Origin of the sequence: Pseudomonas sp. B6(2017) (assembly GCF_002112765.1) — a bacterium.
Taxonomy (GTDB): domain Bacteria; phylum Pseudomonadota; class Gammaproteobacteria; order Pseudomonadales; family Pseudomonadaceae; genus Aquipseudomonas; species Aquipseudomonas piscis.
The window spans coordinates 230,161-244,390 of sequence record NZ_NEIQ01000003.1; the positions used below are offsets into that span (position 1 = coordinate 230,161).

Consider the following 14,230-nt stretch of genomic DNA (forward strand, 5'->3'; position numbering starts at 1 on the left):
GCTGACTCACACCTGGAAAACCGGCACAGGATTGCACCAACGATCCTTGTATTCACGGTCGGCACGACCGAAGGAAAACCGTAGCGGCTTGTCCAGCGCCCGAGCCTGTTCCCAGGCGCTCTGGGTATTGAGGAAACTCAACACGCTGCCTGGACTGAACTCCCGGGTTTCGGGGTCGACACCACCATTCACGTACTCGACGCTGATCCACTGCGGGGCTTCGACCCGGTAGATCAGCTGCACGGCGATCGGGGCATCGTTGAGGAAGATCACCGAGCCAATCAGCAGCTCGCGCAGACGCTCCAGCACCTCGGCCATGCGTTCGGCACCGGTGGCGGCGAATCCCCAGCGCCGCTGGAAAAGATCGCAGTAGATAGCCGCCAGTTCAGGGCTGCTGAACTCGCTCACCGGACGCACCACACCGCCCGCCTCCTCCAGCAAGCGCAGTTCACGGCGCTGGTTGTAGCGGAACTTCTTCGACAGTTCTTCCGGGGTGCGAGCCATGGCCAACTGCTCGGCCTGGGGCCGCTGGCCGGCGAAACGCCCCTCGTTGAGGGCCGAAAGGTAGCGGCCACGATGACGCAACGGAGCCTGGGCGTGCGCCGCTGCCGGCAAGATCAGCTCGGCATTGCCGATATCGAACAGTCCTTTCTTGCCCGCGCGCTTGAGCACATCCTTGGACAGCGCCAGGTCCCGGCCCCAGGTAGCGATGGCCGCCTGTAGCTGGCCATCGCGCTCCCAGGCCAGGTAACGCACGGGAATCTGCGCCAGGTCCGCCAGTTGCTCGACCACCAGTGGATGGGTTGCCACGCTGCCACCAAAACGCTGCCAGGCCTGGGCATAGGTCGATGCGTCAATGACTGACCAGCCGCGTTCGCGCCAGCCTTGGAATCGATTGAGCATCAGCCCCTCGCGGTCAGTTCGGTGACTTGTGGCAAGCGCCAGAATACGTCGCGTACGGCCCGATCGGAGAAACGCTCGCGCAAGCGATCGAGCATCAACTCGGCGCAGACCCGGCGCTGGTGTTCGTCCATCGCCGCCAGGTGCTGCAGGCCCTGGGCCAGATGTTCGACATCCCCCAGGGGAAACAGGATGCCCACACCCTCGACCACTTCCTTGGCCCCGCCGCACGCGGTGGCCAGCAAGGGTACGCCGGCGGCCATGGCCTCCAGCAGGACCATGCCGAAAGGCTCGTGGTCGGAGCTCAGGGCGAATACATCGAACGCCCGGAAATAGCGCCGGGCCTCTGGAACCTGGCCGAGGAACAGCACGCGATCGGCGATCCCCAGCTCGCGAGCCAGGGACTTGAGGTCCTTGTCCAGGCGGCCGGTACCCAGGATCGCCAACTGGCTGCCTTGGGGTAGCTGCGCCGCTGCCGCGGCGAAACCACGCAACAGGGTGGCCTGGTCCTTGTCCGGATGCAGGCGCCCGACGTTGCCGACGATCCACGCATCGGCGGGCAGGCCCAGCTCGGCACGGGCTGCGGCCCGGTTCAGCTGGCTGGCCTGCAAGGCCTCCAGGTCGATCCGGTTGTATAGGGTCTGGATCCGCTGCGCCGGCCACTTGGGCAGGCAGGCACGCATATCGTCGCGCACCGCGTCGGAGACCCCGAGCAGGCTCAGGCGCTTGCCGAACAGCCCGGCGAACAGCTTGCGGCTGCCGCGCTTGTAGTCGCTGAACGCATGGTGGACGCCGATCACCGGCAGGCGTGTGCCCAGCAGGGCGATGTAGATCGGCTTGAAGCGATGGGCGATGCAGAAGCTGAAGTTGCGCGATGCGGCGATCTTGCGCAGGTCACGGATGGCACCCAGCTTCAGGCCACGAATGGCCTTGGAGCTGTACTCCATGAACAGCACTTCGTCGGACGCGCAACCCGCGGCGACTTCGGCATCGGCGACCCCGGTCAGAAAGACCGTGGTCACCCGATAGCCGCTGCCCGCGAACAGGTTGGCATATTGCCGCGCGCAGTCCAGGAACGGCCCGTCATAGCCGTGGCAGAACTGCAGCACATGGCGTTCAGCCGACCGTGTCATAAGGATCCACGCCGTCTTTGACCACCAGGATGTCTTCCATGATCAGGTACTGCAGGTCGGACCCGTAGAACATGTTCAAGGCATCGGTCGGCGAGCAGATCATCGGTTCGCCACGGCGGTTCAGCGAAGTGTTCAGCGACACACCGTTGCCAGTCAGGACTTCCAGGGCCTTCATCATGTCGTAGTAGCGCGGGTTGTATTCGCGCTTGAGCACCTGGGCCCGGGATGTGCCGTCCTCGTGGACCACTTCCGGTACCCGGGTCTTCCACTCCTGCGCCACTTCGAAGGTGAAGGTCATGAACGGTGCCGGATGGTCGACCTTGATCATTTGCGGAGCGACAGTGTCGAGCATCGACGGGCAGAAAGGCCTCCAGCGCTCGCGGAACTTGATCTGCTCGTTGATCCGGTCGGCCACGCCCGAGGCGCTTGGGCAACCGATGATCGAACGGCCGCCCAGGGCGCGCGGGCCGAACTCCATGCGGCCCTGGAACCAGGCCACCGGGTTGCCATCGACCATGATCTTGGCGATGCGCTCGGGGGTGTTGTCGATCTGGCGCCAGGCTGGCTGGTTCGGGTGCCGGGCACAGGCAGCGATCACGTCTTCGTTGGAGTACGCCGGGCCGAGGTAGACGTGCTCCATCTTCTCCACCGGTACGCCACGGGCGTGGGACACATAGGCCGCGGCACCCACTGCGGTACCGGCGTCGCCGGAGGCCGGCTGGACGAACAGTTCCTTCACGTCCGCACGGGCGATGATCTTCTGGTTCAGCTTGACGTTCAGCGCACAGCCGCCGGCGAAGGCCAGCTTGCCGGTTTCCTTCAGGGTGTCGCCCAGGTAATGGTCGATCATCTGCAGGGCCAGCTTCTCGAACAATGCCTGCATGCTGGCGGCGTAGTGGATGTATGGCTCGTCGGCGATATCGCCTTCGCGCTTGGGACCCAGCCACTCGATCAGCTTCGGCGAGAAGTAGAAACCCTTGCCCTTCTCTTTATAGCGACGCAGGCCGATGACGTTGGCGTAGTCGGTGTTGATCACCAGCTCGCCGTTTTCAAAGCTGGCCAGGCGCGAGAAGTCGTATTTGCTGGCATCGCCGTAAGGCGCCATGCCCATGACCTTGAACTCGCCGTCGAGCATCTCGAAGCCGAGGAACTCGGTGATCGCGCCGTACAGGCCGCCCAGGGAATCCGGATCGTAGAATTCCTTGATCTTGTGGATCTTGCCGTTCTCGCCATAACCGAAGAAGGTGGTGGCGTACTCGCCCTTGCCGTCGATCCCGAGGATCGCGGTCTTCTCCTTGAAGCCGGAACAGTGGTAGGCGCTGGAAGCGTGGGCCAGGTGGTGCTCGACCGGCTCGATCTTGATCTTCTTCGGATCGAAGCCCAGTTGCTCCAGGCACCAGACGATCTTCTTGCGATAGCGCTTGTAGCGACGGTTGCCCATCAGGATCGCGTCCAGGGCACGGTCCGGGGCATACCAGTAGCGCTTGGCGTAGTGCCAGCGCGCCTTGCCGAACAGGCTGATCGGGGCGAATGGAATCGCTACCACATCGACGTCGGAAGGCTTGATCCCGGCCTGCTCCAGGCAGAACTTCGCCGACTCGTAGGGCATGCGGTTCTTTGCATGCTTGTCGCGCACGAAACGCTCTTCTTCAGCAGCGGCAATCAGCTTGCCGTCGATGTACAGGGCCGCCGAAGGATCATGGCTAAGGGCGCCGGACAGGCCAAGAATCGTCAATGCCACAGGGGTCTAGCCTCGTTTAGTCTGCATGCGGGCGCAAAGCGCCTTGAAAAGAAAGTGTGCTCGCAAGAGGGCGAGAAACAACGAAAGGGCGGGATTATAGCGTAAAAGCAGGGGCAAGCCTCTAGAGGCAAGCCACAAGCCAGGCTACATCGCGGCGCGCCCGCCCCACCGCCGCCACGACCCAGGAAGATCTTCCAGGGCTCATGGCGGCGATGGCAGCGACCACGGGTCGCAGGTCAGGCCGCAGACGCGTCGGGAGCCTTGGGCAAGCGCTGATCAATCATTTGATACAACTTGCTGCTTTCAGGCCAGTTGCGCATGAAACGTGCGCGATCACGGGCATAAGCCGCAGCGAAACTCCCCACGCTGGAATGCTGGCGCATGGAATCCAGGTCGATCAGGGACCAGCGATCCTCCTGCCAGAACAGGTTATGGCCCTTCAGATCGCCATGGCTGATGCGCTCCCTGAGCAAACTGGCGAAGAGCAGGTCCAGGGCCCGCAGCTCCGGCTCAGGCGCCCCGCCACTGTCGACGAACGGCGCGAAGCGCTCGATGATGTCCGGCCCCGGCAGGTACTCGGTCACCAGGTAGGCCCGCCGGCGCAGCCAGAGGAAGCGCCGCTCCAGCACGGCCAGGGGCTTGGGCGTGGCGATGCCGAGGAAGGCCAGGCGATTGCCTTCGCGCCATGAGTGCCAGGCTCGGCTGGGACGCCAGAAACGCTTGAGCCAGTGGGCGAAACCCTTGATGTTGTAGCGCTTGAGCACCAGGGTGCGCCCCGCGGACTCGATCCGCCCGACACTGGCCGCGCCACCGGTCTTGTACAGATGCCCCTGGTCCAGCAGGGCGTCGGCCTGTTCCAGCACCGGCAGCATCGCCGCCTCTTCCTCGCGCCGGATCGCCCTCAGGGCGAAGGGGCCGCGATGTACGCTGAACAGCGTGCACTCGCGGCCGACCTTGCTCAGGAAATCCCGCAGGCGCCAGCCTCGCACCTTGTCCACCTGCTTCTGCAATGCCTCCAGGGGCAGCGCATGCTCGGCATTGGCCAGCAGGTAATGCACCAGCAATTCCTCGGTGAAGGGCTCAAGGTTCTTGGGCAACTGGGCGAAGAACACCCCGAGATTCTCCAGGACTTTCTGCCGCGACAGGGGCTTGCCCGCATCTTCGACGCAGATGCCCGCACCATCGATCAAGTGCAACTGGCCATCGTGGCGCAACAGGTTGTCCAGATGCAGGTCTTCCTGCCACAGGCCCTTGGCATGCAACCGGGCAATCGCCCCCAGCGCCTCGGCCAGCACCTCGACCTGCTCATCGGCCAGCATTGGCAAGGCCTGCACCTGGCTCCAGGCGTCGCCCAGGCCCTGGGCACCCTCCAGGAACTCGAAGAGCAGCCAGCCGCCCTCGCCTTCCTGCAAGCCATCGGCCAGCAGCAATGGCGTGGTCAGCCCCTGCTCCGCCAGCAGGCGCACACCTTGCAACTCCCGCTGGAAATGCCGTGCCGCCTTGGAACCGACCAGCAGCTTGGCCAGCACCGTGCGCCCACGCCAGACGCCGGCACCGACATAACGCTGCCCCGGCAGCACGCGCAGCAGGCTCAACAACTGCAACTGCGCCGCACCGGCGGCGTCCGCCAACTCCAGGCTCAGGGGCAGGACCGGATTGCGCCCTGCGTGCTTCAGCTCGGACAAACGCATCAGCGAGATTCCTTGTGGCTGCTGCGGGCACTGAGCCGGGCGACCCAGGCGTCCAGCAGGGAGCTGTCCAGGGGCTGGTCGAGGTAGGCCGCCAACAGGCAGCGCACATCCTCGACACTCCACACCGAAGCGCGGCGCAACAAGGGCTCGAGGTCCTTGACCCGATCGCGCTGACCGAACAGCAATGGCCGGGTTTTCTCCAGGTCGATCAGTTGCGCCTGGTAACCCGCGCCTTCCGGGCGCAGGAAAATATGCTTGGGGTAGAAGCAGCCATGTACCTGGCGCAGGCCGTGCAGCTGCCGGGCCAGTTGACCACAGGCCTCGAGCACGGCCTGGCGCTGGGACTCGGGCATCTGCGCCCATTGCGCCAGCAGTGCATCCAGGTCGTCCCAACCATCCAGGGCCCGGGTCATGAGGATCGCCCGGGTCTCGCCGGCGACCTTGCGCATGCCGAAGAACACCGCCTGCAAGGCCGGGATACCCAGCTCCTGGTAGCGCCGGATATTGCGAAACTCGCGGGAGAAGCTCGGCTCGCCGAACGGATGGCGCAGGGTCCGGGTCAGGTAGTTGGTTTGCCGCTTGAGGTAGAACCCACGCCCCTCCACGTCCAGGCGATAGACGCTGCTATGGCCGCCACGGCCGGTATTGGGTTCGTCCACCGCATCCAGTTGCCTGGCCCACAGCTGGTCGAAAGTGCCAAGGCCGTTGCGCTCCAGCAGCGCACGCTCCTCGGACGCCAGGAAATCAGTCATTCACGTCCCTCGAAAAATCTCACCACGTGGCGAATGCGCTCCTTGTCGGAGGCACTCAAGCGATCGCGCTGGCGATACTGCAGGTAGAAGCGCAAGCGCTGGGTGGCGGAAAGATGGTACTTGGCCACCTTGTCCAGGCAGGCCAGGTCCTTGGTGATCCGGTACTTGAGCCAGAACCCACGCCAGAAATCGCCGTTCGGACAGTCGATCAGGTACAGGCGGTCCTGGTCATCGACCAGCAGGTTGCGCCATTTCAAATCGTTATGGGTGAAGCGATGGTCATGCATGATCCGGGTATAGGCGGCCAGCTGGCGGCTGATCCCGTCGACCCAGCGCCGGTCCTTGAGCTTGGGATCGTTGCGCTCGGCCAGCACCGACAAGTCTTCGGTGCGCGGCAGCTCGCGGGTGATCATCGCGCCCCTGGAATAGGCCAGGCAGCGTCGCTCCAGGCCCCATGCCACCACTTCGGCAGTTGGAATGCCCCACTTGGCGAAACGCTTGAGGTTCTGCCATTCGAACTTGACCCGGGGCTTGCCCAGGTAGCGCCGCAGGTTCTTGCCGGCACCGGTATAGCGCTTGACGTAATAGTTGACCCCATCACGCTGGACACGCACGACATCGGACAGCGGGTCGCGGGTCAGATGTTCGCCCTCGAGGGTGAACACCGCCTCCAGGCTGCCGAAATCTTGTGCCAATGCCTGGTAGGCAGGGTCCAGGTTCCAGCTAGCCATCAGAGCGCATCTCCGTACCTTTGCTTGCGTGCGTAGAGTTTTTCGGCCTTGCCCCCGAGCCAGGCCAGCAGCGGCGCTTCCTCGGCGAGGATCCGCCGCAGCGGTTGCTGGAAGTAACCCGTGAGGAAGCGCAGCTTGTCGCGGCGCGTCAGGCCGATATCCAGGGCCGAGAAGTACAGGGCCGCCAGGTCCTTGTTACGCCAGCGCTGGGTGATCTTCGCGCGGGTCTGGGCCCGGTGCAGGTCGATCAGCGACAACTTCAATGTCCCCGGAGTGATCGGCCGGTCGGTGTGCAGCAGGAAGTGGCAGATGTAGCAGTCGCGATGGTTGACCCCGGCGCGATGCATGGTGCCGGTCATGCGCGCCACCTCGGCGATCAGCGCCCGCTTGAGCGCAGGCGCCGGCGGTTGCTTGACCCAATCGATACTGAAGTCCTCGAGGCTGATGGTCGGCGCCAGCTCCTCGGTGACGATGAACGAATGCTGGTTCGCCGGGTTGGCACCGCGCTCGCCATAGGCCACGGCGGTCATGGTGGGCACGCCGGCCTGGTGCAGGCGCTCCAGGGCCAGCCATTCCTGACCGGCGCCCAGCACCGGCAGCTTGGCGGTCACCAGGTTCTTGGCGATCTCGCCCCAGCCGATCCCCCGGTGGATCTTCACGAAATACCCACGGCCGGCGACTTCCGTACGCAAGGTACGGCGCGCCTCCAGCTCGCGATAGACCTGGCCCTTGAGCTCCTCGACGGCGGTGAACGCATCGCGTCCAGCCCAGAGGCTCTTGAAGGGCTCGGCAAGCATCAACTTCATCGGTCTTGCTCCGCCAGAATCACATCCGCAGCGTGCTGCGGCATGCTGTAGAGGTCGGCCGTCTCGGCGAACGCCAGGCCGTTTCGGCTCCAGGTCGCGCGTGCAGCATCGTCGGTCAACATGGTGGTGAGGTATTGGTTGAGCTGTGCCTGCTCCAGCGGTTCATCCAGCACCAGGCCGCTTTCGGCCTCGGCGATGTAGTGGGCATAACCACAAACCGCGCTGACCAGCACCGGCAGGCCGGCTACCAGGGCCTCCAGCAGCACGGTCCCGGTATTTTCGTTGTAGGCCGGGTGGATCAGCAGGTCGGCGCCCAACAGGAAACGCGGGATATCGCTGCGCCCTTTCATGAACTGCACCTGGTCACTCAACCCCAGGGCGGCGCTCTGCACCTGGAATACCTTGGGGTCGTCCTGGCCGATTACAAATAGCCGTGTGCGTTTCTTCAGCGCCGCAGGCAAGGCCGCCAGGGCCTTGAGGCTGCGATCCACGCCCTTGGTCTTGAACCCGGAACCGATCTGCACCAGCAGCAGGTCGTCGTCCTTGAGGTCGAACTCGCGGCGAAACCCGGCACGGATCTCGGCCGCGTTGGCCGGTGCCCGACGGTCCTGGGCAATCCCGGGTGGCAGCAGGTGGAAACGCGACAGCGGGGTGTCGTAATGCTTGATGAACAGCGGCTGCTGGACTTCGGAGATCATCAGGATCTCGGTCTTGGCATCCTTGGCGAACACCGCCCGCTCATACTCGGCGAAATGCCGGTAGCGACCCCAGCGCCGGTACAGGGAGTGCCGCAGGTTCTGCGCCTTGTCCTCGAAGCAGCCATCGGCCGCGTAGTAGACATCCAGCCCGGGCATCTTGTTGAAGCCCACCAGCCGGTCCACCGGACGCCTGGCCAGGTCGGCCGCCATCCAGGCACTGAGTTTTTCGTTGCGATGATGGTTGAACAGCGCCTTGACCGGCGCCACCAGCACTTCGAAGCCAGGGGGTACGTCACCTTCCCAGATCAGGGTGTAGACGCGAATCTGGTGGCCGCGCCGCTGGCACTCCAGGGCAATGCGCATGAAATCGCGCTGCAGGCCGCCAAAGGGAAAATACTTATAAAGGACAAAAGCCAATTGCATCAGCGTGGCTCCTCAGCCAGTAACAAGGCGCTCAGCCGGCTGGCGACACGCTCGGGGTTGAGGCGGGTAAAGCACAGGGGCCACTCGCGCTTGAGATCGAACCGCTGCCGGTCCACGGCAGTCGGCTGGTAGGTGCACTGCTTCTGCAGGCACGGGGCGCAGGGGAAGTTGCTCCCCAGGTGGATCTGCACCCGGCCATAGGCACCGGTCAGCCCCGGATTGGTCGGGCCGAACAGCGAGATGGTGGGCACATCCAGGGCGGCGGCAAGGTGCCCCAGCCCGGTATCCACGGCGACGCAGGCCTGGGCGTCGACCAGCACCCGGGCCACGCCGGCCAGATTCAGCTTGGGCAGTACCGTGGCGTTCTTCAGGCCGCTGGCGATACGCTCGGCCCGGGCCTTCTCGGCGGCATTGCCCCAGGGCAACTTGACCTCGACCCCGAGCATGCCCATGCGCTCGGCCAGCTCGCGCCAGTAAGCCTCGGGCCAATGCTTGGTGTCCCAGGTGGTGCCATGCAGGAACAGCACGAAAGGATTCTTGCGTGGCAGTTCCACCAGCTTTTCGGCATCCAGGCCGTAGTCGCCCATCCCCTGGGGCAGGTCATAACCCAGGGCCAAGGCGAACAGCTGGCGCACCCGCTCCACGGCATGCTGTCCACGGGCCACCGCCAGGCGCCGGGAATAGAAGCGCGAAGCCAGCGGTTCGCGGGCCGAGTCCTTGTCCAACCCGGCCACTGGCGCACGCACGTAGCGGGTCAGCCAGGCGCTCTTGAGCAGACCCTGGGCATCGATCACCAGGTCGTACTTGGTCGAGCGCACGCTCTGCTTGAAGCGCCGCCACTCGCCGCTCTTGATGGTCTGCCAGATATTCTTGCGCCAGCGGCGGATCGCCACCGGGATCACCTTGCCCACAGCCGGGTGCCAGGTGGGAATTTCGGCGAAACCCTCTTCCACCACCCAGTCGAACTTGATCCCCGGGATCGCCCGCGCGGCATCGGTGACGGCCGGCAAGGCGTGAATCACGTCACCCAGGGAAGAGGTCTTGATCAACAGTACCCGCAACTTATCGAACCTCGACCGCAGTGCCCTGCAACCGCTGCAGGGCCTCGTTCACCGACTGCGGCATCAGCTGGCGCAGGCAGTTGTAATGGCCGAAGCGGCAGGTGCGGTCAAAGCACGGACTGCATTCGATACCCAGGCGCACCACTTCGACCTGATCGGCCAACGGCGGGGTGAAACCCGGCGAGGTGGAGCCGTACACCGCCACCAGCGGGCGGTTCAGCGCAGCGGCCACGTGCATCAGCCCGGAGTCGTTGGACACCACGGAATCGGCACAGGACAGCAGGTCGATGGCCTCGGCCAGGGAGGTCTCGCCACTGAGGTTGACCGACTCCTCGCGCAAGCCGGGAATCAGCCGGCTGCGGATTTCCTCGCCCACGGCGTGATCGTTCTTCGAGCCGAACAGCCAGACCTGCCAGCCGTCACGGATCCTGGCCTCAGCCACCTGGGCATAGTGTTCCGACGGCCAGCGCTTGGCCTCGCCGAACTCAGCTCCCGGACACAGCGCCAGGACCGGACGGTCCAGGGCCAGGCCGAACTTGGCCAGGGCCGCGTCACGGCTCTGCGGATCGATCTGCAGGCTGGGCCGCGGATAGGGCGCAGGCAAGTCGGCGCCAGGCTCGTAGGCCAGGGCCATGAAGCGCTCGATCATCAACGGATAACGCTCTTTATCGAGCTTGCGCACATCGTTGAGCAGGCCGTAGCGGAACTCGCCACGCCAGCCGGTGCGCTTGGGAATGCCGGCGAAGAAGGGCACCAGTGCCGACTTCAGCGAATTGGGCAGCAGGATGGCCTGATCGTACTGGCCGGCCAGGGACTTGCCGATGCCGCGCCGGGTCGCCAGTTCCAGGGCCCCGTGGCCCAGGGGGAAACTCAGGGCCCGGCGCACCTGGGGCATGCGCTCGAGGATCGGCCGGCTCCATTCGGGGGCCAGCACGTCGATCTCGCATTGAGGATGGCGCTGCTTCAGGCACTCGAAGAGTGTCTGCGCCATCACCATGTCACCGACCCAACTGGGCCCAACGATCAGAATATTCATGTGGTTTCCATAAACAAGCCGGGGAGGCATACGCCTCCCCGCCTCGAGAATCCAGCACCGCGGCCTCAGCCGCCGGTTCAGTTTTGGCGAGCCGCAAGGCCCGCCGAGTACATGACGGCCCCTGTCAGGCCGCCTAGCTTAGCCCCAGCTCGCGCCAAATCCGCAACACTTCCCGCCGCTCGGTCACGAATTGATCACCGGTGATGATCCCGGCCTCATTCTGCAACGCCTGTCGATGAGCGGCGGAACGGTAGGCCTTGTAGACCTCGCGCAGCAGGCTGGCATCGCTCGCCGACATCAGCCCGACTTCTTCCAGGCCTTCCAGGATGCGGATGTTATCGGTATAGCGCAGCAATGACGGGTGCTCTTCGGACCACGCCAGGGCCGCGTATTGCACCATAAATTCGATATCGACGATACCTCCGGCGTCCTGCTTGAGGTCGAAGGGCACCGTGGCTTCGAAGGCATTGGCGGCCGTACCGGCGGCGGTCAGGCGACTACCCAGGTTGTCGCGCATCTTGGCGCGCATTTCGCTGACCTCCTGGCGCAGCTTGGCCAGGTCGCGATGCTTGCCCAACACCGCGGCCCGGACCTTTTCGAAAGCCTGGCCGACATCCTGGCTGCCCACCAGCACCCGGGCCCGCACCAGCGCCTGGTGCTCCCAGGTCCAGGCCTCGTTCTCCTGGTAGCGGCCGAAGGCCCCCAGGGAACTGACCAGCAGGCCCGAAGCGCCGGATGGCCGCAGGCGCATGTCCACCTCATAGAGCTGGCCAGAGTTGGTCTGGGTGGTCAGCAGGTGGATGATGCGCTGGCCGAGCCGGGTGAAGAATTGCGCGCCATCGATGGGCTTGGGCCCATCGGTCTCGGCCTGGGGGTCACCATCATGGATGAACACCAGGTCCAGGTCGGACCCGTGGCCCAGCTCGATACCGCCGACCTTGCCATAGCCGACGATGATGAACCCCGGATCGCACAGGGTGCCGTCGGTGCGCAGCGGTGCACCATGGCGGGCCACGGTCTGGCGCCAGGCCAGGGCCAGCACCTGCTCGAGGATCGCCTCGGCCAACCAGGTCAGGTAGTCGCTGACCTTCATCAAGGGCAGGCTGCCGGCGATCTCCGACGCTGCCACTCGCAGGCGATGGGCCAGCTTGAAATGGCGCAAGGCCTCCATCTGCTGTTCCAGGTCGTCCTCGGGAATCCGCGTCAGGCGCTCACGCAACTCGGCCGCCAGCTCCGGCGCCAGGGGCGGCTTGAACAGTCGACCTTCGTTGAGCAACTCATCCAGCAACAGCGGGAAGCGAGTGATCTGCTCGGCAATCCATGGGCTGGCCGCGCACAAGGTCAGCAGGCGGCGCAACGCCCCGGGGTTCTCGGTGAGCAGTACCAGGTAGGCAGAACGCCGAGCCACCGCTTCCACCAGGGGCAGCACCCGCTCCAGCACCAGGTCCGGGCTGGCATGCTCCACCGCCTGGGCCAGCAGGCGCGGAATGAAGGCATCCAGCCGCTCGCGCCCCAGGCGCTGCATGGCCCGCAACTGCGGACTGCTGCGCAGGCTGGCCAGGGCCCGCAAGGCCTTGGGCGCATCGACGAAACCACCTTCCTGCAACTGGCGGCAAGCTGCCTCTTCATCCTGGGCTTCTTCCCACAACGGCAACCACTCGCCACCCACGACGACCTCGCTCTGGGCCCCCTCGTCCTCATCGGGATCGGCGATCACCTGGCGGAAGTGCCATTCCACCCGGGCCCGCCAATGCATCAGCCGTTCATGGAAGGCCTCCCAGTCGGCGAACCCCAGCATGAAGGCGATCCGCGCCTGATCCTGGGGATTGTCCGGCAGCATCTGGGTCTGGCGGTCGGCGATGGCCTGGATCGCATGCTCGGTGTAGCGCAGGAATTCATAACCCTCGCGCAACTCGCTGACCACCGCCGGCGGCAGGTAGCCCTGTCCTTCCAGGGTTCCCAGTACCTTTAATAGAGGACGCTGCTGCAAGCTCAGGTCGCGACCGCCATGGATCAGCTGGAAGGCCTGGGCGATGAACTCCACTTCACGGATACCGCCCGAGCCCAGCTTGATGTTGTCGGCCATGCCCTTGCGCCGCACTTCCTGCTGGATCAGCTGCTTCATGGTGCGCAGCGCCTCGATGGCGGAGAAGTCCAGGTAACGGCGATAGACGAAGGGCCGCAGCAATTCCAGCAATTGGGCGCCGGATGCCTGGTCGCCGGCCACCACCCGTGCCTTGATCATCGCGTAGCGCTCCCAGTCGCGCCCCTGGTCCTGGTAGTACTGCTCCAGGGCATTGAAGCTCAGAACCAGGGCCCCCGAGGAGCCATAGGGACGCAGGCGCATATCGACGCGAAACACGAAGCCGTCGACGGTCATCGGGTCCAGGGCCTTGATCAGGCGCTGCCCCAGGCGGATGAAGAACTCCTGGTTGTCCAGCCCCCGCTTGGCCCCGACGGTCTCGCCGCCTTCGGGGTAGGCGAAGATCAGGTCGATGTCCGACGACAGGTTGAGCTCCACGGCCCCCAGCTTGCCCATGCCCAGGATGACCATCTGCTGCGGCTCGCCGCTGCGGTGGCCGGTGGGCACGCCGAACTGTTGGCAATGGCGCAGGTACAACCATTGGTAGGCCTGGTCGATGCAGGCATCGGCCAGGTCGGAAAGATCGCGGCAGGTCTGCACCAGGTCCGCCTGGCGGGTCAGGTCGCGCCAGATGATACGCACCTGCTGCCGGGTGCGCTGGCGACGCAGCACTCGCCCCAGTTGATCTTCGGTCTCGGCCGCCTGCACCGCCGCGGCGATCTGCGCACATAGCTCGCCCGGGGCGAACCCGCGATCCAGCTCGCCGGAACGGACCAGCTCCAGCAGCATCGAAGGATCACGCAGGCTCTGATCGATGACGAAGTCGCTGGCGGCACAAACCCGGGCGAATTCACCCCAGCGCTCGGTGCTCCAGTGCGCCACTGCGGAGTCATTTTCCAGGGCTGCCACCGCATTGCGAAATGATTGCTCCGCACGGCTGACCAGTGGCAGGAGAATCGCGGGGACTTGGGCAAGCGGGGGCAGGCTCATGGGCTATCCTTGATGGGCGTGGAACGTGCAGGCTGAGGGAGAGGTAGAGGACAAGCAGCGACGGAGTGTCGAACAAAAGTTAGAAATAGCTGAAAATAGATTTTTTTTAGCAGCCAGCATCAACCCACCATCTATTCGCGTCATTCATTGACCAAGAGTAACGATTATTCTCACAACACAGCAGG

The 14,230-nt window shown here is 64.7% G+C and carries 11 protein-coding genes; all 11 read right to left on the reverse strand.

Annotated elements, in window-relative coordinates; all coding sequences use genetic code 11:
- Positions 1–6: 6 nt before the first annotated feature.
- The 11 genes from CAG11_RS06645 to glnE all read right to left on the reverse strand — a co-directional run bounded on the left by CAG11_RS06645 (position 7) and on the right by glnE (position 14,045).
- Positions 7–903, reverse strand: coding sequence for an antimicrobial resistance protein Mig-14 (locus CAG11_RS06645; protein ID WP_085595555.1), 897 nt, complete (start codon positions 901–903; stop codon positions 7–9).
- On the reverse strand, positions 903–2,033 hold the full coding sequence (locus CAG11_RS06650; RefSeq protein WP_085595557.1) for a glycosyltransferase: 1,131 nt from the start codon (positions 2,031–2,033) through the stop codon (positions 903–905). The genes CAG11_RS06645 and CAG11_RS06650 overlap by 1 nt, the downstream gene beginning before the upstream one ends.
- On the reverse strand, positions 2,017–3,774 hold the full coding sequence (locus CAG11_RS06655) for a carbamoyltransferase (protein ID WP_085595559.1): 1,758 nt from the start codon (positions 3,772–3,774) through the stop codon (positions 2,017–2,019). The genes CAG11_RS06650 and CAG11_RS06655 overlap by 17 nt, the downstream gene beginning before the upstream one ends.
- Positions 3,775–4,010: 236 nt before the next feature.
- Positions 4,011–5,465, reverse strand: coding sequence for a lipopolysaccharide kinase InaA family protein (locus tag CAG11_RS06660; protein ID WP_085595561.1), 1,455 nt, complete (start codon positions 5,463–5,465; stop codon positions 4,011–4,013).
- Complete coding sequence (locus CAG11_RS06665) at positions 5,465–6,217, reverse strand: lipopolysaccharide kinase InaA family protein (protein ID WP_085595563.1); 753 nt, start codon at positions 6,215–6,217, stop codon at positions 5,465–5,467. The genes CAG11_RS06660 and CAG11_RS06665 overlap by 1 nt, the downstream gene beginning before the upstream one ends.
- The gene (locus CAG11_RS06670; RefSeq protein ID WP_085595565.1) at positions 6,214–6,948 is read right to left on the reverse strand and encodes a lipopolysaccharide kinase InaA family protein; all 735 of its coding nucleotides are present in this window, start codon (positions 6,946–6,948) and stop codon (positions 6,214–6,216) included. Before CAG11_RS06670 ends, CAG11_RS06665 begins: the two co-directional genes overlap by 4 nt.
- Positions 6,948–7,754, reverse strand: coding sequence for a lipopolysaccharide core heptose(I) kinase RfaP (gene rfaP / locus CAG11_RS06675; protein ID WP_085595567.1), 807 nt, complete (start codon positions 7,752–7,754; stop codon positions 6,948–6,950). Before rfaP ends, CAG11_RS06670 begins: the two co-directional genes overlap by 1 nt.
- The gene (locus CAG11_RS06680) at positions 7,751–8,875 is read right to left on the reverse strand and encodes a glycosyltransferase family 4 protein (protein ID WP_022641020.1); all 1,125 of its coding nucleotides are present in this window, start codon (positions 8,873–8,875) and stop codon (positions 7,751–7,753) included. Before CAG11_RS06680 ends, rfaP begins: the two co-directional genes overlap by 4 nt.
- Entirely contained in the window at positions 8,875–9,936 is a 1,062-nt protein-coding gene (gene waaC, locus CAG11_RS06685) for a lipopolysaccharide heptosyltransferase I (protein ID WP_022641019.1), read from the reverse strand. The genes CAG11_RS06680 and waaC overlap by 1 nt, the downstream gene beginning before the upstream one ends.
- A gap of 1 nt (position 9,937) precedes the next feature.
- Positions 9,938–10,972 carry a lipopolysaccharide heptosyltransferase II gene (waaF, locus tag CAG11_RS06690; protein ID WP_022641018.1) on the reverse strand — a complete coding sequence of 345 codons (1,035 nt, stop codon included), beginning with the start codon at positions 10,970–10,972 and terminating at the stop codon, positions 9,938–9,940.
- 133 nt (positions 10,973–11,105) lie between these two features.
- A complete protein-coding gene (glnE, locus tag CAG11_RS06695) occupies positions 11,106–14,045 on the reverse strand; it encodes a bifunctional [glutamate--ammonia ligase]-adenylyl-L-tyrosine phosphorylase/[glutamate--ammonia-ligase] adenylyltransferase (protein WP_085595569.1) in 2,940 nt (979 codons plus the stop codon).
- Positions 14,046–14,230 lie beyond the last annotated feature (185 nt).